The 23,237-nt window shown below is 36.6% G+C and carries 19 protein-coding genes and 2 tRNA genes; all 21 read left to right on the forward strand.

What is annotated here, in order from left to right; genetic code table 11:
- Positions 1-332 precede the first annotated feature (332 nt).
- Entirely contained in the window at positions 333-1,712 is a 1,380-nt protein-coding gene (glmU, locus tag AB1284_RS22875; RefSeq protein ID WP_429752863.1) for a bifunctional UDP-N-acetylglucosamine diphosphorylase/glucosamine-1-phosphate N-acetyltransferase GlmU, read from the forward strand.
- Positions 1,713-1,730: 18 nt separating this feature from the next.
- Positions 1,731-2,684: a ribose-phosphate diphosphokinase gene (locus AB1284_RS22880; RefSeq protein WP_429752862.1), complete on the forward strand. Its 954-nt coding sequence runs from the start codon at positions 1,731-1,733 to the stop codon at positions 2,682-2,684.
- 69 nt (positions 2,685-2,753) lie between these two features.
- On the forward strand, positions 2,754-3,314 hold the full coding sequence (gene pth, locus AB1284_RS22885) for an aminoacyl-tRNA hydrolase (RefSeq protein ID WP_429752861.1): 561 nt from the start codon (positions 2,754-2,756) through the stop codon (positions 3,312-3,314).
- A 71-nt stretch (positions 3,315-3,385) separates the two neighbouring features.
- The gene (locus tag AB1284_RS22890; protein WP_429752860.1) at positions 3,386-3,610 is read left to right on the forward strand and encodes an anti-sigma-F factor Fin; all 225 of its coding nucleotides are present in this window, start codon (positions 3,386-3,388) and stop codon (positions 3,608-3,610) included.
- A gap of 235 nt (positions 3,611-3,845) precedes the next feature.
- Positions 3,846-7,376 (forward strand): transcription-repair coupling factor, encoded by a 3,531-nt coding sequence (gene mfd, locus AB1284_RS22895; RefSeq protein WP_429752859.1) that lies wholly within the window; start codon positions 3,846-3,848, stop codon positions 7,374-7,376.
- A 135-nt stretch (positions 7,377-7,511) separates the two neighbouring features.
- Positions 7,512-8,048, forward strand: coding sequence for a stage V sporulation protein T (spoVT, locus tag AB1284_RS22900; protein ID WP_429752858.1), 537 nt, complete (start codon positions 7,512-7,514; stop codon positions 8,046-8,048).
- A gap of 226 nt (positions 8,049-8,274) precedes the next feature.
- A complete protein-coding gene (locus AB1284_RS22905; protein ID WP_429752857.1) occupies positions 8,275-9,876 on the forward strand; it encodes a putative polysaccharide biosynthesis protein in 1,602 nt (533 codons plus the stop codon).
- An 11-nt stretch (positions 9,877-9,887) separates the two neighbouring features.
- On the forward strand, positions 9,888-11,351 hold the full coding sequence (gene mazG / locus AB1284_RS22910) for a nucleoside triphosphate pyrophosphohydrolase (protein ID WP_429752856.1): 1,464 nt from the start codon (positions 9,888-9,890) through the stop codon (positions 11,349-11,351).
- 12 nt (positions 11,352-11,363) lie between these two features.
- Entirely contained in the window at positions 11,364-11,645 is a 282-nt protein-coding gene (locus AB1284_RS22915; RefSeq protein WP_429713362.1) for an RNA-binding S4 domain-containing protein, read from the forward strand.
- A 54-nt stretch (positions 11,646-11,699) separates the two neighbouring features.
- The gene (yabP, locus tag AB1284_RS22920; protein WP_098304970.1) at positions 11,700-12,008 is read left to right on the forward strand and encodes a sporulation protein YabP; all 309 of its coding nucleotides are present in this window, start codon (positions 11,700-11,702) and stop codon (positions 12,006-12,008) included.
- The gene (yabQ, locus tag AB1284_RS22925) at positions 12,005-12,658 is read left to right on the forward strand and encodes a spore cortex biosynthesis protein YabQ (RefSeq protein ID WP_429752855.1); all 654 of its coding nucleotides are present in this window, start codon (positions 12,005-12,007) and stop codon (positions 12,656-12,658) included. The genes yabP and yabQ overlap by 4 nt, the downstream gene beginning before the upstream one ends.
- Positions 12,655-13,014 carry a cell division protein DivIC gene (gene divIC, locus AB1284_RS22930; RefSeq protein WP_429752854.1) on the forward strand — a complete coding sequence of 120 codons (360 nt, stop codon included), beginning with the start codon at positions 12,655-12,657 and terminating at the stop codon, positions 13,012-13,014. The genes yabQ and divIC overlap by 4 nt, the downstream gene beginning before the upstream one ends.
- Positions 13,015-13,101: 87 nt before the next feature.
- Complete coding sequence (locus AB1284_RS22935; protein ID WP_429752853.1) at positions 13,102-13,575, forward strand: S1 domain-containing RNA-binding protein; 474 nt, start codon at positions 13,102-13,104, stop codon at positions 13,573-13,575.
- Between the two features lie 166 nt (positions 13,576-13,741).
- A tRNA-Met gene (locus AB1284_RS22940) sits at positions 13,742-13,815 on the forward strand.
- Positions 13,816-13,825: 10 nt separating this feature from the next.
- Positions 13,826-13,897, forward strand: a tRNA-Glu gene (locus AB1284_RS22945).
- Positions 13,898-14,162: 265 nt separating this feature from the next.
- Complete coding sequence (spoIIE, locus tag AB1284_RS22950; RefSeq protein ID WP_429752852.1) at positions 14,163-16,640, forward strand: stage II sporulation protein E; 2,478 nt, start codon at positions 14,163-14,165, stop codon at positions 16,638-16,640.
- 600 nt (positions 16,641-17,240) lie between these two features.
- Positions 17,241-18,671 (forward strand): tRNA lysidine(34) synthetase TilS, encoded by a 1,431-nt coding sequence (gene tilS, locus AB1284_RS22955; protein WP_429752851.1) that lies wholly within the window; start codon positions 17,241-17,243, stop codon positions 18,669-18,671.
- On the forward strand, positions 18,668-19,210 hold the full coding sequence (gene hpt, locus AB1284_RS22960; RefSeq protein ID WP_098304960.1) for a hypoxanthine phosphoribosyltransferase: 543 nt from the start codon (positions 18,668-18,670) through the stop codon (positions 19,208-19,210). The genes tilS and hpt overlap by 4 nt, the downstream gene beginning before the upstream one ends.
- Before the next feature lie 85 nt (positions 19,211-19,295).
- Positions 19,296-21,215, forward strand: coding sequence for an ATP-dependent zinc metalloprotease FtsH (gene ftsH, locus AB1284_RS22965; RefSeq protein ID WP_429752850.1), 1,920 nt, complete (start codon positions 19,296-19,298; stop codon positions 21,213-21,215).
- Positions 21,216-21,480: 265 nt separating this feature from the next.
- A complete protein-coding gene (locus tag AB1284_RS22970; protein WP_336484620.1) occupies positions 21,481-22,269 on the forward strand; it encodes a type III pantothenate kinase in 789 nt (262 codons plus the stop codon).
- Between the two features lie 6 nt (positions 22,270-22,275).
- Positions 22,276-23,151 (forward strand): Hsp33 family molecular chaperone HslO, encoded by an 876-nt coding sequence (gene hslO / locus AB1284_RS22975; protein WP_429752849.1) that lies wholly within the window; start codon positions 22,276-22,278, stop codon positions 23,149-23,151.
- The last annotated feature ends 86 nt before the right edge of the window (positions 23,152-23,237 follow it).

Genomic DNA, 23,237 nt, shown 5'->3' on the forward strand with positions numbered 1-23,237 from the left:
AAGAGCTCTATAATTTTGGCAAACTCCTGTAAGTATTTACGGGAGTTTGTTTTTGTTTATACCGCTGTTCGCAGGCGATAAGACTCCGGTTGATTTAACCATTAGCGGGTGGAGAAAATCTCCCATTAATGGAAATTTTACATTATATACTTTCTTCCTCAATCTTCCTTTAAAAAGAAATAGTATAGCTTATTTCATAAAAAAGATACTAAATACTAAAACATTACATAAAAGTTATGGTAAAATTTAATAGTTATGCAGTGTTTCTTGAAATATATAATTATTTAAGATAATATCTTTAATGGATAAATAGGTTGCGATGGAGGGTCTATATGTCAAAAAGATTTGCAGTGATTCTTGCTGCAGGAAAAGGTACGCGTATGAAGTCAAGTCTATACAAAGTACTTCATCCTGTATGTGGGAAACCGATGGTACAGCATGTAGTTGATCAAGTCTCTCAGCTAGAAGTACAGAAACTTGTTACGGTTGTTGGACACGGCGCTGAAAAGGTACAAGATCAATTAGGAAGTGCAAGTGAATTTGCATTGCAAACAGAGCAGCTAGGAACAGCGCATGCCGTTATGCAAGCAGCCGATGCACTGGGGAACGAAGAAGGAACAACATTAGTAATTTGTGGTGATACGCCCCTTATTACAGCAGAAACAATGGGAGCTCTGTTAAAACAGCATGAAGAAGCAGGTGCAATGGCAACAGTACTAACAGCCTGCATAGAGGAACCAACTGGTTATGGACGAATTGTTCGTAATGAGAATGGTCATGTTGAAAAAATTGTCGAACATAAAGATGCAAATGAAGTAGAGAGAGCTATTAAAGAAATTAATACAGGTACGTATTGTTTTGATAATAAAGCGCTATTTGCTTCCCTTTCTAAAGTTTCTAATGAAAATGTGCAAGGAGAATATTACCTTCCAGATGTAATTGAGATTTTGAAAAATGAAGGTCATATTGTATCTGCCTATCAAACAGAGCATTTTGATGAAACGTTAGGAGTTAACGACAGAGTCGCTCTATCGCAAGCGGAAGACATTATGAAAAAACGTATTAACCGTAAACACATGGTGAATGGTGTTACAATTATTGATCCGAACAACACGTATATTTCTGTCGATGCAAAAATCGGTAATGATACGGTTATTTATCCGGGGACAATTATTGAAGGTTATACTATTATTGGGTCAAATTGTGAAGTTGGGCCGCATACAGTAATCCGTGATAGTGAAGTGGGAGATAATACAACAATTCGCCAGTCTACAGTTCATGATAGTAAGATTGGTACTGATGTTGCAATTGGGCCATTTGCTCATATCCGCCCGCAATCTGTTATTGGTAATGAAGTACGCGTTGGAAACTTCGTAGAAATTAAAAAGACTGTTTTTGGAAACGGAAGTAAAGCTTCTCACTTAAGCTATATTGGCGATGCACAAATTGGAGAAGGTGTAAACCTTGGTTGTGGTTCTATTACGGTAAACTACGATGGCCAGAATAAGTTTAAAACTGTGATCGGAGACGGCGTATTTATTGGTTGTAATTCAAACCTTGTTGCTCCTGTAACAGTTGGAGATGGTGCTTATGTTGCGGCGGGTTCTACAATTACAGAAGATGTACCAGCAAAAGCATTATCAATTGCACGTACACGTCAAACAAACAAAGAAGACTATGTTGATCAATTGCTGAACAAGAAAAATTCATAATGTGGAGGGTTAATCTAGATGTCTAATCAATATCTAAATTCTAATTTGAAAGTGTTTTCTTTAAACTCTAATACGGGGCTCGCTGAGCAAATTGCAAAGCACATTGGAGTAGAATTAGGAAAATGTTCTGTTGCGCGTTTTAGTGATGGAGAAATTCAAATTAACATTGAAGAAAGTATCCGTGGTTGCGATGTATTTGTTATCCAATCTACAAGTTTCCCAGTAAACGAGCATATTATGGAATTGCTTATTATGATTGATGCATTAAAACGTGCATCTGCGAAAACAATTAACATTGTTATTCCTTACTATGGTTATGCACGTCAAGATCGTAAAGCGCGTTCTCGTGAGCCGATTACAGCGAAGCTTGTTGCGAACTTACTTGAAACAGCGGGTGCTACTCGTGTAATTACTCTAGATTTACATGCTCCACAAATTCAAGGATTCTTTGATATTCCAATCGACCATTTAATGGGTGTACCTATTCTTTCTGATTACTTTGAGAAGAAAGGTCTTAAGGATATCGTAATTGTATCTCCTGACCATGGCGGTGTAACACGCGCGAGAAAAATGGCAGATCGTTTAAAAGCACCAATCGCTATTATCGATAAACGCCGTCCGCGTCCAAACGTAGCAGAAGTAATGAATATCGTAGGTAATATCGAAGGTAAAACAGCAATTTTAATTGATGACATCATTGATACAGCTGGTACAATTACATTAGCAGCAAACGCTCTTGTAGAGAACGGTGCTTCTGAAGTATATGCTTGCTGTACACACCCAGTTTTATCTGGTCCAGCAATTGAACGTATTCAAAATTCAAACATTAAAGAGTTAGTTGTAACAAACTCTATCTTATTACCAGAAGAGAAGAAAATTGATAAAGTACAAGAACTTTCTGTTGCTCCATTAATTGGAGAAGCAATTATTCGTGTTTACGAAGAAGAATCTGTAAGTGTACTATTTAATTAATTGGATAGAATGAGACGTAACCAATTTTGGTTACGTCTTTTCGTATCGAAAAAAGAAAGTGGTGTTACAATGAAATTAATAGTAGGACTTGGTAACCCAGGGAGAGAATATGAATTAACAAGGCATAACATTGGATTCATGGCTATCGATGAATTGTCTAAACGTTGGAATATCCCGCTCAATGAACAGAAATTTAAAGGGTTATTTGGTGCGGGTTTTGTGAATGGAGAGAAAGTTATTTTATTAAAGCCCCTTACATATATGAATTTATCTGGAGAAAGTATTCGTCCACTTATGGATTACTATAAAATTGATGTTGAAGATTTTGTAGTGATGTACGATGATTTAGATATTCCAGTTGGCAAATTACGACTTCGTATGAAAGGTAGTGCCGGTGGGCATAACGGTGTAAAATCAACGATTGCACATTTAGGAACGCAGGAATTTCAACGTATTCGTATGGGGATCGACCGTCCTAAAAATGGGATAAAGGTAGTTGATTATGTGTTAGGTCGTTTTACAGTAGATGAGATGCCAGAAGTAGAGCGAGCAATTGAAAAAAGTGCAGATGCATGTGAAGAATGGCTGAAAACTCCATTTTTACAAGTTATGAATACTTTTAATAATTAACGTTTTGGAAATGGAATATTTTCCTGTACTTATATCCATAATAGTAATAATTGTACGGCTAGGAGGAATATATGGACGGACATTATCACTGCAGACATTGTGGATGTAAGATAGGTAGTATTACGGCAGAAAAAGTATATGGCTTTGTATTGGGTCAACTAACAGAGCAAGAGCGATTAGAAATGATTCATTTTGATGAAAACGGAAATATATATATAAAAATAATTTGTGAATCGTGTCAAAAAACGCTCGCATCCTATCCTGAGTACTATGAATATGAATTGTTCTTACAATAGAGTGAAACTTCCATCAGTGAGTGGTTCTTCCTCCCAATGATGGTTAGTTGAACGATTATGAGTAAACTTCTATCCTCCTTTTTAAAAATATGGAGATGGAAGGCCTGTTGCTTATAGAGGATGGGATGCAATGTTTTCGCTTTGGCTTGTCCAAAGCATTTTTCTGTTTTCTTTTTCCAAAATATTTGCATAAAATATAGTAGCTTGCTCTTTATGTTGAGAGGAGTTTTGAAAAATGATAGGTTTACTAGAGCAGTTTTACGAAAATAAAGAAATACAATCGATTATAGATGGGTTAGAAGGAGGATTAAAAGAACAGCTTATCTCGGGTATGGCGGCCTCTTCTCGTTCATTATTAATGGCTAGTTTATATAAAAAAACACAGCAGTCACAACTTGTCGTAACGCATAATTTATACCAAGCGCAAAAAGTATATGAAGATTTAGTTTCATTAATTGGAGAGCAGAATGTTTGGTTATATCCCGTAAATGAATCTATTGCATCAGAAATTGGTGTTGCAAGTCCAGAACTGAAGGCGCAGCGTATTGAAGTATTGAATCGTTTAGCGGCCGGAGAAAAGGGGATTATTGTGGCTCCTGTTGCTGGTTTGCGTCGTTTTCTACCAACAAAAGAGATGTGGAAGAAACAGCAAATTGAATTAAAAATGGGACAAGAAATTGATCTTGATGAATTGCTTCATGTGTTAACGACTATGGGATATGAACGTAAATCTATGGTAGAAGCACCTGGAGAATTCAGTGTTCGTGGTGGGATATTAGACATTTATCCATTAACGGAAGAACTGCCAATTCGTATTGAGTTTTTTGATACAGAAGTAGATTCTATCCGTTCCTTTACTGTAGAAGAGCAGCGTTCGCAAGAGAAGATAGAGAGCATATCATTTGGCCCGGCTACAGAATTTGTATTTTCTAAAGAAGAAATCGAACTTGGTGTGCAGAAGCTAGAAGCAAGCTTAGCTAATACACTAAAAAAAGTATCTGATGAGAAATTAAAAACAACCATATTAGACACTGTAACGTATGAGCTGGAATTATTGAAAAATGGACAGACTATCGAGCAGATGTTTAAATATTTATCTTTATTTTATAATGAGCCTGCTAGTCTAATAGAATATTTACCGGAAAATGGTGTTGTTATTCTAGATGAAGTTTCTCGAATTCAAGAAACTGCAGATCATTTAGAAACAGAAGAGGCGGAATGGTATATATCGCTTCTTGGAGAAGGTGCAATTGTTCAAGATTTATCTTTTTCTCATAATTTTGCACAATTTTTACACCATAAAAAAAGAAGTTTCTTATACTTAAATTTGTTTTTACGTCATATTCCACATACACATCCGCAAAATATTGTGAATTTGACATGTAAAACAATGCAAGATTTTCATGGTCAAATGAATTTATTAAAAACAGAAATTGATAGATGGACGAAAAGTCGTTTTACAACGGTTGTACTAGGCGCAAATGAAGAGCGAACGAAGAAATTGCAGCATATTTTAAATGATTATGATATTGAAGCAGATATTATTGAAGGGACAGATGTATTGCTTCCGGGGCGTGTCCAGGTTGCGGTAGGTGATCTACATGCAGGTTTTGAAATGCCGATGCAAAAGCTTGCGATTATTACCGAAAAAGAATTATTCAATAAAAAGGTAAAAAAATCACAGCGTAAGCAAAAACTTTCGAATGCAGAGAGAATTAAAAGCTACTCTGAATTAAAAGTTGGCGATTATGTTGTTCACGTAAATCACGGTATTGGTAAATTTTTGGGGATTGAAACTCTGGAAATTAACGGGGTCCATAAAGATTATTTGCATATCAAATATCAAGGAAATGATAAATTATACGTCCCAATTGAGCAAATTGATCAAGTGCAGAAGTATGTAGGATCTGAAGGGAAAGATCCGAAAATTTATAAACTTGGTGGAAACGACTGGAAGAAAGTTAAGACAAAGGTAGAAAAATCTGTTCAAGATATTGCAGATGATTTAATTAAATTGTATGCAGAGCGTGAGGCTTCAAAAGGATACGCATTTACTCCGGATACTTCTGAGCAACAGGAATTTGAATCATCGTTCCCTTATCAAGAAACAGAAGATCAGCTGCGTTCAATTACAGAGATTAAAAAGGATATGGAGCGCAGTCGTCCGATGGATCGCCTACTTTGTGGCGACGTTGGATATGGAAAAACAGAAGTGGCAATTCGTGCTGCTTTTAAAGCAATTATGGATGAAAAACAAGTTGCAATTTTAGTACCAACGACAATTTTAGCGCAGCAGCATTATGAAACAATTCGAGAGCGTTTTCAAGATTATCCAATTAATATTGGATTATTAAGCCGCTTCCGTACGAGAAAGCAACAAAATGAAACAATTAAAGGATTAAAAGATGGTACTGTTGATATTGTTATCGGTACACATCGCCTTCTTTCAAAAGATGTCATATATAAAGACTTGGGATTACTTATTATTGATGAAGAGCAGCGATTTGGCGTGACACATAAAGAAAAAATTAAGCAATTAAAAGCCAATATCGATGTACTTACGTTAACGGCAACGCCAATTCCACGGACACTTCATATGTCTATGTTAGGTGTTCGTGATTTATCTGTTATTGAAACACCGCCAGAAAATCGTTTCCCAGTGCAAACGTATGTTGTGGAGTATAATCCGGCGTTAATGCGTGAAGCGATTGAACGTGAGCTTGCACGAGGTGGTCAAATATACTTTTTATATAATCGCGTTGAAGATATTGAGCGGAAAGCAGATGAAATTTCGATGCTTGTTCCTGATGCGCGGGTAACCTTTGCGCATGGAAAGATGAATGAAAGTGAATTAGAATCTGTTATGCTTTCCTTCTTAGAGGGGCAACATGATGTACTTGTAAGTACAACGATTATTGAAACCGGTGTTGATATTCCCAATGTAAATACATTAATCGTATTTGATGCAGATCGTATGGGGTTATCGCAGTTGTATCAATTGCGTGGCCGGGTAGGGCGCTCAAATCGCGTTGCCTATGCATATTTCACTTATAAACGCGATAAAGTGCTATCTGAAGTTGCAGAAAAACGTTTGCAAGCCATTAAGGAATTTACAGAGCTCGGGTCTGGGTTTAAAATTGCAATGCGTGATTTATCTATCCGTGGGGCTGGTAATCTATTAGGTGCAGAGCAGCATGGCTTTATTGATTCTGTTGGTTTTGATTTATATTCACAAATGTTAAAAGATGCGATTGAGCAGCGTAGAGGTACGAACATGGAAGAGCAAGTGCCTGATGTTGAAATTGACCTAGAGGTAGATGCATACTTACCAGATGCGTATATTTCTGATAGTAAACAAAAAATTATGATGTATAAGCAATTTAGGGGCGTTTCTACTATTGAGGATATTGAGGAATTACAAGAAGAGATGATTGATCGCTTCGGTGATTATCCACAAGAAGTCGGATACTTACTGCAAATTGCAAATATTAAAGTGTTAGCGATGCAAGAGAAAATTGAATTAATGAAACAAACGAAACAAGAAGTGACGATGCTATTCTCTGAAAAAGCTAGTCAAAATATTGATGGTGGAAAATTATTTATGCTTGGTAGCAGTTTTGGACGTATGATTGGTCTTGGTATGGAAGGTTCTCGTTTGAAAATTGTGATGAACGTTCGTGAAATAGAAACATCAAAGTGGCTCACAATTGCCGAAAATTTACTAAAAGGCTTAAAAGATGTGAAAAAAGAAGAGATAAATGCCTAAATGAGGATAAAAAATACAATTCTACGTGTATAGAAGAACTAATGTGTAAAATACTATGCTTAATAGTTGGTGATTTTTACATGAACAGGTAAAATCACGACTTTTATCATCAGTAGAAAGTGAGGCAGCATTAGAATGAAAGCAACTGGAATTGTACGTCGAATTGATGATTTAGGAAGGGTTGTTATCCCGAAAGAAATTCGTAGAACTCTCCGTATTCGGGAAGGTGATCCGTTAGAAATTTTTGTTGATCGCGATGGAGAAGTTATTTTAAAGAAATATTCTCCGATTAGCGAATTAAGTGATTTTGCTAAAGAGTATGCAGATGCTTTATACGATAGCTTAGGACATAACGTGCTTGTTTGTGACCGTGATTCAATTATTGCTGTCGCTGGCGTGTCAAAAAAAGAATACTTAAATAAAAGTGTTGGAGATCTAATTGAGAAGGCAATGGAAGATCGCAAATCAGTCGTAATGACAGATGAAAGTGAAATTTCCATTATTGATGGAGTAACAGAAAAGGTACAATCTTATACAATTGGTCCAATTATCGCAAATGGTGACCCCATTGGGGCAGTTATTATTTTTTCAAAAGAAGCAATCATTAGTGATGTAGAACACAAAGCTGTTGAAACAGCAGCAAGCTTCCTAGCGAAACAGATGGAGCAATAAAGTGACGTTCTTCTTACTGATAGTTAATCCGCAAATTGGGCTCATACAGGCGGCCGTGCTTTGTGATCCATCTAAACATACCGCCTGTTGAAATGAAATTATATATTTGTGTAAAGGTAGCATTTTGCTACCTTTTTTACGTGATAGCTTTTAATGTCGCAAGCTGCTTTTTTCTTTGTGATATAATACGTAGGATGAGTATAGAAAAAAGGGAGATTGCATGGTCATGGAGACGAAGAAGTATCACGCTTTTTGGCGCGGCGCAATTATATTAACAATTGCAAGCTTTGTTACAAAAGTATTAAGCGCTTTTTACCGTATTCCATATCAAAATATAGCTGGTGATATTGGCTTTTATATTTATCAGCAAATTTACCCGTTTTACGGGTTTTGTTTAATTTTAGCGACATATGGTTTCCCAATCATTATTTCAAAAATGATTGCAGAACGCTTAGAACGAGGAGAACATAAAGAAGCAGAGTCCGTTATATGTGTTTCTTTTTGGTTTTTATTAGCTATTGGGAGCATCGGTTGTATTGTGTTGTTTTTTGGCGCGCATACAATAGCGTCTTTAATGGGAGATGCTCATTTGGATAAGTTAATTCGTGTTATTGCATTCTCTTTTTTATTAATGCCTTTTCTCTCTGTAGCGCGTGGTTATTTTCAAGGATTTGGGAATATGATACCAACAGCTATATCACAAGTAATAGAACAGACTATTCGTGTATCCATTATTGTATTTTTATCATTATTCCTTATAAAAAAGGGGTTTGATTTGTATACGGTGGGAGCAGGCGCTATGTTTGGTTCTATAGCAGGCAGTTTTATTGGTGTGATTGTATTGTTTTTATATTTACGAAAAGACTTTCGTTCCATTTTTTTGCAAGGTTTTAAAGGAATTTATAATAAAAAGAGAATTATTGGTACGTTGTTTTGGCAAGGAATTGCGATTTGCGTTAGTAACTTAGTGTTAATTTTTATACAAATGGCAGATTCTGTTTCACTGTATAGCTTACTTGTTCAGAATGGGGAACCAGTAGAAATAGCAAAAATGTTAAAGGGTATATACGATCGCAGCATTCCTCTTATGCAGCTTGGGACGGTCGTGACAACCTCATTTTCACTTTCTTTAATTCCGATGATTACAGCTGCAAAAGAGAGAGGAGATTATGCATTTATTCGCGAAAAAGTACAGCTAGCAATGAAAATTACATTTGTAATTGGGCTTGCTGCATCGTTAGGACTCGCGAGCATCATTCGTCCAACAAATATTATGTTATTTGCAAATGACGATGGTTCTGGTGTGCTGGGGATTTTATCTATTTCTATCTTATTTAGTTCATTAGCGATTACCACTGCATCTATTTTGCAAGGAGTAGGACAAACAGTAAAACCAGCTATATTCGTTGTGATTGGTGCATGTGTAAAATTATTATTCAACTATATGTTTATTCCACATTTTGGTGTAATCGGCGCAGCGATTGCCACCGTAATTGCATTGCTGTGCATTGCTTTATTGAATAGCGTATTGTTGATTCGAGTTGTCAATGAGCCGCTTATGCAGAGAAAAACTATCATAGGTGTGACAATCGGAGCGTTAGGCATGGTATTAGTGCTTGCTGGATTTACGTATATGTTTGAATGGTTTGGCGTGCAAGTTAACGAGGAACATAGAGAAATCGCGATGATTCAAGCTTTACTAGGTGTGAGTGTTGGTGGTTTACTATATGTATTTTTAATTTTAAAGCTGCGTGTATTTACAGCAAAGGAACTTGGTGCAGTTATGAAACATGAAAAAGTACAAAGTTCGTTGAAGAAGAGTGGATAGAGGTGGGCGTTATGAGAAGAACAATTACAATTTTGGGATTAGGGGCTGGTGAATTAGATCAGCTTACAATGGGCGTATATCGCAAAGTGAAAGAAGCAGTGCATATGTATGTTCGAACAAAAGAGCATCCAGTTATAACAGAACTTGAGAAAGAAGGTGTATTATACACATCTTTTGACGGTATATATGAAGCGTATGATACGTTTGATGAAGTATATGAAACAATTTCTAACACATTGATTGAAAAAGCTAAGGATGCTGATGTTTTATATGCAGTTCCAGGGCATCCACTTGTGGCAGAACGTACTGTACAGCTTTTGTTACAAAAAGGAGAAAAAGAGAATATTGATGTACGTATCGAAGGTGGACAAAGCTTTTTAGATCCAATGTTTGCAAGTTTGAAAATTGATCCAATTGAAGGATTTCAGTTGATTGATGCAACGTCATTCGAACGAGGACAATTAGAGCTTCGTCAGCACTTGATCTTTTGCCAAGTGTACGATGCATTTATTGCATCTGAAGTCAAACTAACATTAATGGAAATGCTTCCAGATGATTATGAAGTGTATATTGTAACTGCAGCTGGAACGTCGTTTGAACAAGTGAAAAAAGTACCGCTTTATTTATTAGATCATGAGGCAGAGCTTAACAATTTAACGAGTGTGTACGTGCCGCCTGTACTAAATCGACAATCGTTATACCAGCAATTTGATGTATTGCGTAATATTATTGCAGAGTTACGCGGACCAAATGGATGTCCGTGGGATAAAAAACAAACGCATCAATCGTTAAAGAAATATTTAATTGAGGAAGCATATGAAGTGTTAGAGGCTATTGATGAGGAAGATGATGATCATCTTGTTGAAGAGCTAGGTGATGTTCTTTTACAGGTGATGCTTCATGCACAAATTGGTGAAGATGAAGGTTGGTTTTCGATTGATGATGTAATTCGTACGTTGTCTGAAAAAATGGTACGTCGTCATCCTCATGTATTCGGAGATATTAATGTAGAGACTGCTGATGATGTTGTTGTGAATTGGGAGGAAATTAAGAAACAGGAAAAAGGAAATATAAAAGAGTCTATTTTATCAGGCATTCCTAAAAGTTTACCTCAACTAATGCGCGCTTATGAAATCCAAAAAGAAGCAGCGAAAGTTGGTTTTGATTGGGATGATGTAGAGCCGATGATGGAAAAAGTGGGAGAAGAGTGGGAAGAATTTCAACGTGAAGTGACAGCTATGGATGAAGAGAAGATGTTAGCGGAATTTGGTGACTTAGTATTTGCATTTGTAAATATTGCCCGCTACTATAAAATCAATCCAGAAGAAGCGCTTCATAAAACAAATGAAAAATTTATGAGTCGTTTTTTATACATGGAAGCAAAGGTTGCTAGTATGGAGAAAGAAATGAAAGATCTTTCTTTAAAAGAGCTCGATGCACTATGGGAAGAGGCAAAACGAATAGAGAACGAATAAGGGGGAGTCGTCATGCGTTTAGATAAATTTCTAAAAGTATCTCGTCTTATCAAAAGAAGAACGTTAGCAAAAGAAGTTGCGGATCAAGGCCGCATTATGATTAATGGGCAGGCTGCAAAAGCCAGTTCAACTGTAAAGGTAGAAGACGAATTAACAATTCGTTTCGGCCAAAAAATTGTTACTGTGAAAATTAATGAATTAAAAGAAACGACAAAAAAAGAAGATGCTGCAAATTTATACACGATTGTTCGTGAAGAGAAAGTTGAAGTAAAAGCAGAAGATAGCTTGTTCTAAAAAAAATTGTCTCCTCATACATTGGTACTAGTATAAAGTTATGGGGGGATGGACGTGAACAAAGGTTATTCAATGTCGTCTTCTAATCAGCAAAATGTTACTGTAGAACATGATGTCGTAATGAGAGGAAGGCGCATTCTCGATATTACAGGAGTCAAGCAAGTAGAAAGTTTTGATAGCGAAGAATTTTTATTAGAAACAGTTATGGGATTTTTAACAATACGCGGTCAAAATCTGCAAATGAAAAACCTTGATGTTGAAAAAGGGCTTGTATCCATTAAAGGGAAAATATATGAGATGGCTTACATTGATGAGCATCAAGGGGAGAAAGCTAAAGGATTCTTTAGCAAGTTGTTTAAATGAGCTTAACTGTTCAATTATATACAATGCTTTCGATGATTGGGATGGGCGCTTCGCTTGGAGCGGCTTTAGACACGTATCATCGTTTTTTGAAGCGCAGAGAGCGAAAGCGTTGGCTTGTATTTATTTATGATATTTTATTTTGGATTGTCCAAGCTCTTTTTGTATTTTATGTGCTATTGCTTGTAAATGAAGCGGAGCTACGTATGTACGTATTTTTAGCATTGCTTTGTGGGTTTGCTGCATATCAAAGTTTGTTAAAGTCATTGTACATGAAAGTGTTAAATTTGCTAATTCACATTTTTGTTCAAACATTTTATTTTTGTGTTCGTGTTTTTCAATTATTTCTTGTTAAGCCGGTTACAATTTTAATCCACTTAATTATAGCTCTTGCGTTATTTTTATTCCGTTTTTTGGTTGGATTTGGAATGGGCTTGTGGCGGTTTATTATAGCAATATTACGTTTAATATGGAAATTTATTTTCATCCCTGTTCGATTTGTTTTCCTTGTTATATGGAAACTTCTCCCTAACCGTGTTAAAATTTTTATAAAGAGACAAGCAGGATTTTTGAAATATGTCAAGAAAATGAAGAAGCATATATTTCTAATTTGGGAACGTATAAAAAAGAAGTTAGGGGGACCTCGAAAATGAGGGAACTAAGGCAAAGATATGTATCGGAACAGAATCCAATTTCTGCTAAAGAACATATAATACAATCGAACGAAAGTAGGAAGCGTGTATATCGTCGATTAGCTTTATTTTTCGTGTTTGCTTTTGTAATTATTGTAAGTGTCAGTGTGACGTTCTATAAACAAAATAGTTCGATTAATGCTAAAGAAGCAAAAGTGAAAGAGTTAAAAAAAGAAACAGATACGTTAACGACGAAAGAAAAGAAGCTGAAAGATGAGATCCAAAAGTTACATGACGAGGACTACGTTTTAGAGATTGCTAGAAGAGATTATTACTTCTCAAAGCCTGAAGAGATAATTTTTCCTATTTCTAAGTAGTGGGTGTCGTATTGACACTATATTTTAAGATTATATATAATGAAGTAAAATTTGACTTTTTAACCACTAAGGAGGAGCGTTTTTTTTATGTCAATCGAGGTAGGCAGCAAGTTACAGGGTAAAGTAACAGGTATTACGAATTTTGGGGCTTTTGTAGAGCTGCCAGAAGGATTAACAGGTCTTGTTCATATTAGTGAAGTTGCTGATAATTATGTAAAAGATATTAATGATCACTTAAAAGTAGGTGATCAAGTAGAAGTAAAAGTTATTAACGTTGAGAAAGACGGTAAAATTGGTTTATCTATTAAAAAAGCGAAAGAACGTGAAAGAGTAGAAGGTGAGCAACGTGATAATCAACGCGATAATCAACGCGCTGGACGCCCTGGTGGACGTAATCGCTCTTTTAACAGAGATAACCGTGGTGGCAATGATAACCGCAACCAAAAAGAAACATTTGAGCAAAAGATGGCTCGCTTTTTAAAAGACAGTGAAGACCGTTTAACTTCTTTAAAGCGTAATACGGAGTCAAAACGTGGCGGCCGTGGCGCTCGTCGCGGATAAAACTTGCTGTTTATTTTAAAATAAAGAGAAGCACCCGGAGTGTTTACTTAGGGTGCTTTTTTATGGTGAAAAACAGTGTGTAGAAAAAAGAATAAAAAATATTTAAAACGTGTTGACTTAAAATGATATTTAAGATATTATATTAATTGTCCGTTAAATACGACATGGCGGTGTAGCTCAGCTGGCTAGAGCGTACGGTTCATACCCGTGAGGTCGGGGGTTCGATCCCCTCCGCCGCTATATTTTTGACGGCCCGTTGGTCAAGTGGTTAAGACACCGCCCTTTCACGGCGGTAACACGGGTTCGAATCCCGTACGGGTCATAGACGAAAAGATCATGCAAATATGCATGATCTTTTTTTGTGTTAAGGAATTGTAAATGTATGAGCTTCTTCTACAAAAACAACTATTATTTTCTGAAAATTCTATCATTATATAAACGCTTTAGGTGTAAGCCTGTATATATATGGTGCTATTTTGTATAAAAGGTCGAACAATTATTTTACTACAAACTGTTATTTTGACAAAAATTCCGTAAAATGCCTTTTATAATTACAAGTAATAAAATATGCAGGTGGTGTTCAAAATATGCCAAGAGCAGGAAGGAATACTGTCAATCCGAATTCTAGTACGCTTGCTATAGGTCGTGGGCAAATGACAACTGTGAAGTGGACAAGTAAATTAAGATTGAAACTGGAACAAATTTTCTTTCGATGGGGATTTGTGGTTGCGTTGGTTGGTTTTCTTTTAGGAAGAGCATATATTTTAACGAACATTTTACCTTTTGCTTTGCCGTTTTTCGCTGCTGTATATGTGATGAAACGCGATAAAATGGCTCTTGCATTTCTTGCCGTAATGGCTGGTGCGTTTTCGGTTTCATTAGAAAATTTATTCTTTGCCTTTGCATCTATATTTACATTCTTCATCTATAATATCTTCTTTAGTCGTTTCACAAGTAAGACGATTGGACTTGTACCATTTCAAGTATTTATTTCTGCATTAACGGCCCATCTTATCGTTGTCTATTTCGCACAAGGTGCAATTGGTATGTACGATTTGCTAGTTAGTACAATTGAAGCGGGATTAAGCTTCGTACTAACGATGATTTTCTTGCAAAGCGTTCCACTTTTAATAGAACGAAAAGGAAAACAACAATCATTAGAAACAGAAGAAATTGTTTGTTTAATTATATTACTGGCATCTGTACTAACGGGTACAACAGATTGGTTTATTTATGATTTATCAGTTCAGCATATTTTTACGAGGTTTTTAGTATTGGTGTTTGCCTTTGTGGCAGGAGCAGCGACCGGTTCTACGGTGGGTGTTGTAACAGGGCTAATTTTAAGTTTAGCAAATGTAGCGAGCTTATATCAATTGAGTTTATTGGCATTTTCTGGGTTGTTAGGTGGGTTATTGAAAGAAGGAAGGCGGATAGGTGTAAGTTTAGGTTTGTTAATCGGTACGAGTTTAATTACGTTGTACGTAGATAAACAAACAAGTATTGTGACAACTTTATTAGAGTCGGGTGTAGCGATTGCTTTATTTTTATTAATGCCTAGATTCATTATTGAACGTCTTTCTAAGTATATGCCGGGAACACAGGAACATTCTAATGACCAACAGCAATATTTGCGAAGAATGCGTGATGTGACGGCAAATAAAATTAATCAATTTGCAAATGTGTTTGAAGCGTTATCTAATAGCTTTTCTGTATACGGATATGTAGAAGACGAGGATAAGGATACGGAGACGGATTTATTTTTAAGTACAATTACTGCCAAGACATGTCAAACATGCTTTAAGAAAGATCAATGCTGGGTTGTGAATTTTGATAAAACATATGATTATATGAGGCAGCTTATGGATGAAACAGAGGAAGGTACATTGCAGCATAATCGTAAACTGCTTCGTGATTTTGAAAAATATTGTGTGAGAGGAACAAAAGTAACAGGTTTAATAGAAGGTGAATTAGGGCATTTTTATGAAGGACAAAAGCTAAGGAAACAAATGCGAGATAATCGTAGAATTGTTGCGGAACAACTTATGGGTGTTTCGAAAGTAATGGCGGATTTTTCTAAAGAGATTCAAAAGGAAAGGGAGAATCATCAAGTACAAGAGGAACAAATTTTACAAGCATTTCGGGACTTCGGAGTAGAGGTTGAACATGTTGATATTTATTGCTTAGATCGAGGGAACATTGACATTGAAATGCTGATTCCTGCTGCATGTAATCAGCATGGAGAATGCGAAAAGCTGGTTGCTCCGATGTTGTCTGATATTTTACGAGAAACAGTTGTTGTGAAACATGAAGAACAATCGGCATATCCGAATGGTTACAGTACAATATCGTTTGGTTCAGCAAAAACATTCTCTGTAGATACAGGGCTTGCTACGGCGGCTAAAGGTGGGGGATTTGTATCTGGTGATTCCTATGCCATGATGGAATTAAGTGTAGGGAAGTATGCGCTTGCTATTAGCGATGGGATGGGAAATGGAAAGAGGGCGCATATGGAAAGTAAAGAAACGGTTAAGTTACTGCAAAAAATATTACAATCAGGTATTGATGAGGAAATCGCGATTAAATCGATTAATTCCATTCTTTCATTGCGAACGACGGAAGAAATGTTTACAACATTAGATTTAGCGATGATCGATTTACGTGATGCAAATGCTAAGTTTTTAAAGATTGGTTCTACTCCAAGTTTTATAAAACGCGGCAATCAGGTATTTAAAATAGAAGCAAGTAATTTACCGATGGGAATTATTGAAGATTTTGAAGTGGACGTTGTCGGTGAACAATTGAAATCCGGTGATATTTTAGTAATGATGAGTGATGGAATTTTTGAAGGTGCAAAACATGTAGAGAATCATGAAGTATGGATGAAGCGGAAGATTAAAGAATTGGAAACGGAAGACCCGCAAGAGATTGCTGATATTATTATGGAGGACGTAATTCGCACCGACAATGGATATATTAATGATGATATGACAATTGTGGTAGCCAAGATAAAAAAGAATATGCCGAAATGGGCAACGATTCCTATTATTAGTAAACAAGCACAATAAAGTGAAACTTCCATCAATAGGGGGATTCCTACTGGTTAGTTGAACCAATTGGGTACATGTCAGCAGCTATCTCCTTCGATTTCCCATAATCTTGAAGTGGAGATGTCTTATTGTCTATTGGAAACAGGGCTCAGGAATATACCTGAGCCCTGTTTGTTGTATATTCGTATGTTTAACTTTACTTATTTTTGAATCCGAAGAAAAAAATTATCCCGTTATTTGCGAGCAGTAATACTCCCACCACAAAGTTCGATGAAGCATTGTCCAGCTCTAGTGGCTAGAATGTTCGATGGCCTCGCTTCTTCCTAAGAGGTAAAAAATACCTCTTAGGAAGAAGCTCTACCCCCCTCACATTCTGAACGAGCCACTTCCGCTTTTTTAAAGAAGTTAGGTGAGAGATAAACTGCTGGCATACGCCCGATTGGTGAGGACTAATAATCAGTGGGGGATGAAGAAAACCCCCACTGATTAAAGTTCCACTTTATATGTAAGATAAATTGTGAAATTTATACATCTTTGTTTTGCAGAAAGTTTGTAAAAGTTGTACCATTATAATTAAGGTATGCTATCGTTTTAGCTCAATGAAAGGTGATTGCAGCATTGAAAGATGAATTTGTTAAAAAGGTAGATGCTTTTGTAGAAAGGCATGATCTATTAGAAGCGCATTCTACAGTTGTTGTCGGTGTATCAGGAGGACCAGATTCTTTAGCGCTTCTCTTTTATTTGTTGAAGAAGTGTGAAGAGAAGAAGTTGCAAATTGTAGTTGCTCACGTAGATCATATGTTTCGCGGCGAGGAATCACAGCAAGATTTACAATTTGTAAAACAGCTTTGTGACAATCTTAATGTTACTTGTGAAACAACGCAAATTGATGTAACGAGATATCAAAAACAAAACCGAATGAGTGCACAAGTTGCAGCAAGAGAATGTCGATATGCATTTTTGGAAAGAATAATGAGTAAATATAATGCACAGTATTTAGCTCTTGGTCATCATGGTGATGATCAGATTGAGACAATTTTAATGCGTCTTATTCGTGGAAGTACTTCGAAAGGCTATGCCGGAATTCTTGCAAAGCGTGCTTTTAATAAAGGTTTTTTGATCCGACCTTTGTTGGCAGTAACGAAAGAAGAGATTCTTGATTATTGTAAGAGAAAGAATGTTGAACCTCGCATTGACCCGAGTAATACAAAGGAAACATATACAAGGAATCGATTGCGGAAGCACGTTCTTCCTTATTTAAAGCAAGAGAATCTCCATGTTCATGAACGTTTTCAAGCCTTTAGTACATTTATACAAGAGGATGAAGCGTATTTGCAGGAATTAGCATTTGAAAAAATGAATAAAATAATTAAGAAAAAAGACCCAAAAAGAATTGTCTTATCAATTCCTTCGTTTGAATCTATGCCTATACCTTTACAAAGGAGAGGGATTCAACTAATATTAAACTATCTTTATGAATATAAGATTCCATCTTCGCTTTCTTCTGTACATATTGACAAGGTGATTGAGTTTTTCAAACGAGTCCACCCTTCTGGTGTGCTTCATTTCCCTGATGGATTGGAGATTGTTCGTACATATGAAGAATGTATTTTCCGGTTTGGAGAAGAAAAAGTTACGCTCTCTCCTCGCGAGTTACAAGTACCAGGAAAGATAACATTAGTAAATGGTGATGAGCTCGAAGTGGAAATCAGTAATTGTGTACCTAATATGGTGAATGATATGATGTTTGTTGCAAAACATAATGAAATAGCATATCCACTTATTGTTCGTTCCAGAGAAAATGGGGATCGAATGTCAATGCAAGGTATGAATGGTACGAAGAAGATAAAGTCCATTTTTATTGAAGCGAAAGTACCGAAGGAAAAAAGAGAGGACTGGCCAATTGTTTGTGATGCCAGTGGGAATATTATTTGGGTTCCATTGTTGAAACGATCTGCATTTGCTATTTCGCAAGAAAAAGCAGATAAGGATACATATATTATTATTCATTACAAAAGCAAGGAGTCTTCCAGGAGGATAATCAAATGATGAATCAAGATATTGAAAAAGTATTAATTTCTGAAGAGCAAATACAAGACAAAGTAAGAGAGTTAGGTGCAATTCTTGCAGAGGATTATAAAAATACAGTGCCTCTTGCAATCGGTGTATTAAAAGGTGCAATGCCATTTATGGCGGATTTATTAAAGCGAACAGATACATATCTTGAAATGGATTTTATGGCTGTATCTAGCTATGGTCATTCTACTGTTTCAACTGGCGAAGTGAAAATTTTAAAAGATCTAGATACTTCTGTAGAAGGACGCGACATTTTAATCGTAGAAGATATTATCGATAGCGGTCTTACATTAAGCTACTTAGTGGATTTGTTTAAATATCGTAAAGCAAAATCTGTGAAGATTGTAACATTATTAGATAAGCCGTCTGGTCGAAAAGTTGATCTTCAAGCAGACTATGTTGGATTTACTGTTCCACATGAATTTGTTGTGGGATATGGATTAGACTATAAGGAGCAATATCGTAACCTTCCTTATGTTGGTGTATTAAAACCAAGCGTATATTCAAATTAATAATATAAGCTTACAATTGGATAGGAAAGTTTTTCTATGGTACTATTTACTATTATAGTTTGTATGCTGTGAGAGGAGGTTAGGGATGAATCGGATCTTCCGTAATACCATCTTTTATTTACTTATATTTTTAGTGGTAATTGGTATTGTGAGTTATTTTAATGGTTCAACGCAAAAAACAAAACCAATTAGCTACGATAAATTCATTGCTAAACTTGAAAAGGGTGAAGTTCGTAATGTGCAACTTCAACCAAAAAATGGTGTATTTGAAGTAAAAGGACAATTCAGTACTGATAGTCAAGGGCAACAATTTGTAACTTATGCACCTAATACTGAAGAATTACAAAAGAAAATCAATGACAAAGCACAAGGCACAGAAGTGAAATATCAACCAGCAGAAGAAACAAGTGCTTGGGTAACATTCTTCACTTCCATCATTCCTTTTGTGATTATCTTCATTCTATTCTTCTTCCTACTTAACCAAGCGCAAGGTGGTGGTAGCCGTGTTATGAACTTCGGTAAAAGCAAGGCGAAGTTATACAATGATGATAAGAAAAAAGTCCGTTTTAGAGATGTAGCTGGAGCGGATGAAGAGAAGCAAGAACTTGTTGAGGTTGTAGAGTTCCTAAAAGACCCTCGTAAGTTTGCGGAGGTTGGTGCTCGTATTCCGAAGGGGGTTTTATTAGTTGGACCTCCAGGGACAGGTAAAACATTACTCGCGCGTGCTGTTGCGGGTGAAGCTGGTGTTCCGTTCTTCTCTATTAGTGGTTCTGACTTCGTAGAGATGTTCGTCGGTGTCGGTGCTTCTCGTGTGCGTGACTTATTTGAAAATGCAAAGAAAAACGCACCTTGTATCATTTTTATTGATGAAATTGATGCGGTAGGTCGTCAACGTGGGGCAGGTCTTGGTGGTGGTCACGATGAGCGTGAACAAACATTAAACCAATTGCTTGTAGAAATGGATGGTTTCGGAGCAAATGAAGGCATTATTATCATTGCTGCAACAAACCGCCCTGATATTCTTGACCCAGCGTTATTACGTCCAGGACGCTTTGACCGTCAAATTACAGTGGATCGTCCGGATGTAAACGGTCGTGAAGCGGTGCTTAAAGTACACGCTCGCAACAAACCGCTTGATGAAAATATTGATTTACGTGCTATAGCAACGCGTACACCAGGTTTCTCTGGTGCTGATCTTGAAAACTTATTAAACGAAGCAGCTCTTGTAGCGGCACGACAAGATAAGAAGAAAATTGATATGAGTGACATTGATGAAGCGACTGACCGCGTTATTGCAGGTCCGGCTAAGAAAAGTCGTGTTATCTCTGAGAAAGAACGCAATATCGTTGCATTCCATGAAGCAGGACATACTGTAATTGGTGTAGTACTTGATGAAGCAGATGTAGTTCATAAAGTAACAATTGTGCCACGTGGTCAAGCTGGTGGATATGCAGTAATGCTTCCGAAAGAAGATCGTTACTTCATGACAAAACCAGAATTGCTGGATAAAATTACTGGTCTCCTTGGTGGACGAGTGGCTGAGGAAATTGTATTTGGGGAAGTAAGTACAGGCGCTCATAATGACTTCCAACGTGCGACAGGAATAGCTAGACGCATGGTAACAGAATTCGGTATGAGTGATAAGCTTGGACCAATGCAATTTGGTAGTTCACAGGGTGGTCAAGTATTCTTAGGAAGAGACTTCCATTCTGAGCAAAACTACAGTGATGCAATTGCACATGAAATTGATATGGAAATGCAAAACATTATGAAAGAATGTTATGCTCGTGCAAAACAAATTCTTACTGAAAACCGTGATAAGCTTGATATTATCGCAAAAACGTTACTTGAAGTGGAAACGTTAGATGCAGAGCAAATCAATCATTTATATGAACATGGTACATTACCGGAGCGTAAAACATCTTCTGAAAGTGATGTAAAAGTGAACATCTCAATGAAAAAAGAAGATGAAGCGCCAGAAGATAAAGAAGAAACGAAGGAGTGACAATTGTCACTCCTTTTTTCTTTGTTACCCCAGTAAGCCCCTCACCTTAAACGTGAGAGAAAAACGAAGAAGATAGGTGGGGAGAGCCCTCGCTGATGGAAGTTTCGCTTTATGTAATTGAACTTAAAAATTGAAAAAGGGAAATGGATTTTTGTAAAATGGTGAGGATAGGAAAGCTGAACATGTGTATAAATATGGTATGATGAGATTATAAGTTTTGTACATATTGTGTAAATATACATTAAATAAGATAAGTGGTGAGAATATGATTTTCGTATTGGATGTAGGGAATACAAATGCAGTACTAGGTGTGTTTGAAAATGGTAAGCTTCTTCAACATTGGCGTATGGAAACAGATCGTCATAAAACGGAAGATGAATATGGGATGCTCGTGAAACAATTACTTGAACACGAAGGAATTGCTTTTCATGATATAAAAGGAATTATTATTTCTTCTGTTGTACCGCCTATTATGTTTGCTTTAGAGCGTATGTGTGAAAAGTATTTTAAAATTAAGCCTCTTGTAGTGGGGCCTGGTATTAAAACTGGTTTAAATATTAAGTATGAAAATCCGCGCGAAGTAGGTGCTGACCGCATTGTAAATGCGGTAGCTGGTATTCAACTGTATGGAAGTCCGCTTATTATAGTCGACTTTGGAACAGCGACAACATATTGTTATATTGATGAACATAAACAGTATATGGGTGGTGTCATTACACCTGGTATTATGATTTCAGCTGAAGCTTTATATAATAGAGCAGCGAAACTACCGCGTATTGAAATCACAAGACCAAGTAGTATCATTGGGAAGAATACAGTAAGTGCAATGCAAGCTGGTATTTTATATGGTTATGTTGGACAAGTAGAAGGTATTGTAAAGCGGATGAAAGAAGAAGCTAAACAAGAACCGACTGTTATCGCGACAGGTGGATTAGCAAAATTGATTGCAGAGGAATCGAATGTTATTGATATTGTCGATCCATTTTTAACGCTTAAAGGTCTATATATGTTATATGAGCGTAATGCAAATTTACAACACGAGAAAGGTGAATAAATGCGAATGAAAGATTATTTAGTAAAGGCGCTAGCGTTTAATGGAGAAGTTCGTGCTTATAGCGTGCACACAACAAATACGGTGAGTGAAGCGCAAAGACGTCACGATACATGGAGAACTGCTTCTGCGGCACTTGGTCGTTCTTTAACGGCAGGTACAATGATGGGTGCAATGCTTAAAGGTGATCAGAAACTTACGATTAAAGTAGAGGGTAATGGTCCTCTCGGTCCGATTTTAGTAGACGCACATGCGAATGGAGATGTACGTGGTTATGTAACCAATCCGCATGTTGACTTTGAAGCGACAGGGCAAGGGAAGCTGCGTGTATATCAAGCTGTAGGAACAGAGGGTTTTTTAACGGTTATTAAAGATATTGGTATGCGTGAACCATTTATTGGTCAAGTTCCGCTTGTTTCTGGTGAATTAGGAGAAGATTTCACGTATTATTTCGCTGTTTCTGAACAAACACCGTCTTCTGTTGGTGTTGGAGTTCTTGTTAATGGCGATGATAGTATTTTAGCTGCAGGTGGATTTGTTTTACAAATCATGCCTGATGCGCAAGAAGAGACAATTTCAGTTCTTGAAGAGCGCCTGCAAAAAATTCCGCCTGTTTCTAAGCTTATTGAACAAGGTTTAACTCCAGAAGAGTTGCTATACGAGCTATTAGGCAAAGATAATGTGAAAATTTTAGAGACGATGGATGTACAATTTAGCTGTACATGTTCTCGTGAGCGTATTGAAGGCGTATTAATGAGTTTAGGGAAAACAGAATTAACGCAAGTGCGTGATGAAGAAGAAAAGACAGAAGTACATTGTCATTTTTGTAACGAACGATATAACTTTTCTAAGGAAGATATAACAAAATTAATAGAAAGTTTGTAAGGGAGAAAAAGGTTATTTGTCTATTTGGAATCATCTAAATAGATTGACAAATAACCTTTTCTTTGACAATATGTATATAAATCCAA

It is taken from the genome of Bacillus sp. S2(2024) (assembly GCF_050474045.1).
Taxonomy (GTDB): domain Bacteria; phylum Bacillota; class Bacilli; order Bacillales; family Bacillaceae_G; genus Bacillus_A; species Bacillus_A yunxiaonensis.

Coding starts and splice junctions, on each gene's coding strand:
- AB1284_RS22880 (WP_429752862.1), top strand. CDS start 1,731: ATGTCTAATCAATATCTAAATTCTAATTTGAAAGTGTTTTCTTTAAAC.
- divIC (WP_429752854.1), top strand. CDS start 12,655: ATGAGGGAACTAAGGCAAAGATATGTATCGGAACAGAATCCAATTTCT.
- spoIIE (WP_429752852.1), top strand. CDS start 14,163: ATGCCAAGAGCAGGAAGGAATACTGTCAATCCGAATTCTAGTACGCTT.
- hslO (WP_429752849.1), top strand. CDS start 22,276: ATGAAAGATTATTTAGTAAAGGCGCTAGCGTTTAATGGAGAAGTTCGT.
- AB1284_RS22970 (WP_336484620.1), top strand. CDS start 21,481: ATGATTTTCGTATTGGATGTAGGGAATACAAATGCAGTACTAGGTGTG.
- AB1284_RS22915 (WP_429713362.1), top strand. CDS start 11,364: ATGCGTTTAGATAAATTTCTAAAAGTATCTCGTCTTATCAAAAGAAGA.
- mazG (WP_429752856.1), top strand. CDS start 9,888: ATGAGAAGAACAATTACAATTTTGGGATTAGGGGCTGGTGAATTAGAT.
- spoVT (WP_429752858.1), top strand. CDS start 7,512: ATGAAAGCAACTGGAATTGTACGTCGAATTGATGATTTAGGAAGGGTT.
- mfd (WP_429752859.1), top strand. CDS start 3,846: ATGATAGGTTTACTAGAGCAGTTTTACGAAAATAAAGAAATACAATCG.
- yabQ (WP_429752855.1), top strand. CDS start 12,005: ATGAGCTTAACTGTTCAATTATATACAATGCTTTCGATGATTGGGATG.
- hpt (WP_098304960.1), top strand. CDS start 18,668: ATGATGAATCAAGATATTGAAAAAGTATTAATTTCTGAAGAGCAAATA.
- pth (WP_429752861.1), top strand. CDS start 2,754: ATGAAATTAATAGTAGGACTTGGTAACCCAGGGAGAGAATATGAATTA.
- AB1284_RS22890 (WP_429752860.1), top strand. CDS start 3,386: ATGGACGGACATTATCACTGCAGACATTGTGGATGTAAGATAGGTAGT.
- AB1284_RS22905 (WP_429752857.1), top strand. CDS start 8,275: ATGGAGACGAAGAAGTATCACGCTTTTTGGCGCGGCGCAATTATATTA.
- ftsH (WP_429752850.1), top strand. CDS start 19,296: ATGAATCGGATCTTCCGTAATACCATCTTTTATTTACTTATATTTTTA.
- AB1284_RS22935 (WP_429752853.1), top strand. CDS start 13,102: ATGTCAATCGAGGTAGGCAGCAAGTTACAGGGTAAAGTAACAGGTATT.
- glmU (WP_429752863.1), top strand. CDS start 333: ATGTCAAAAAGATTTGCAGTGATTCTTGCTGCAGGAAAAGGTACGCGT.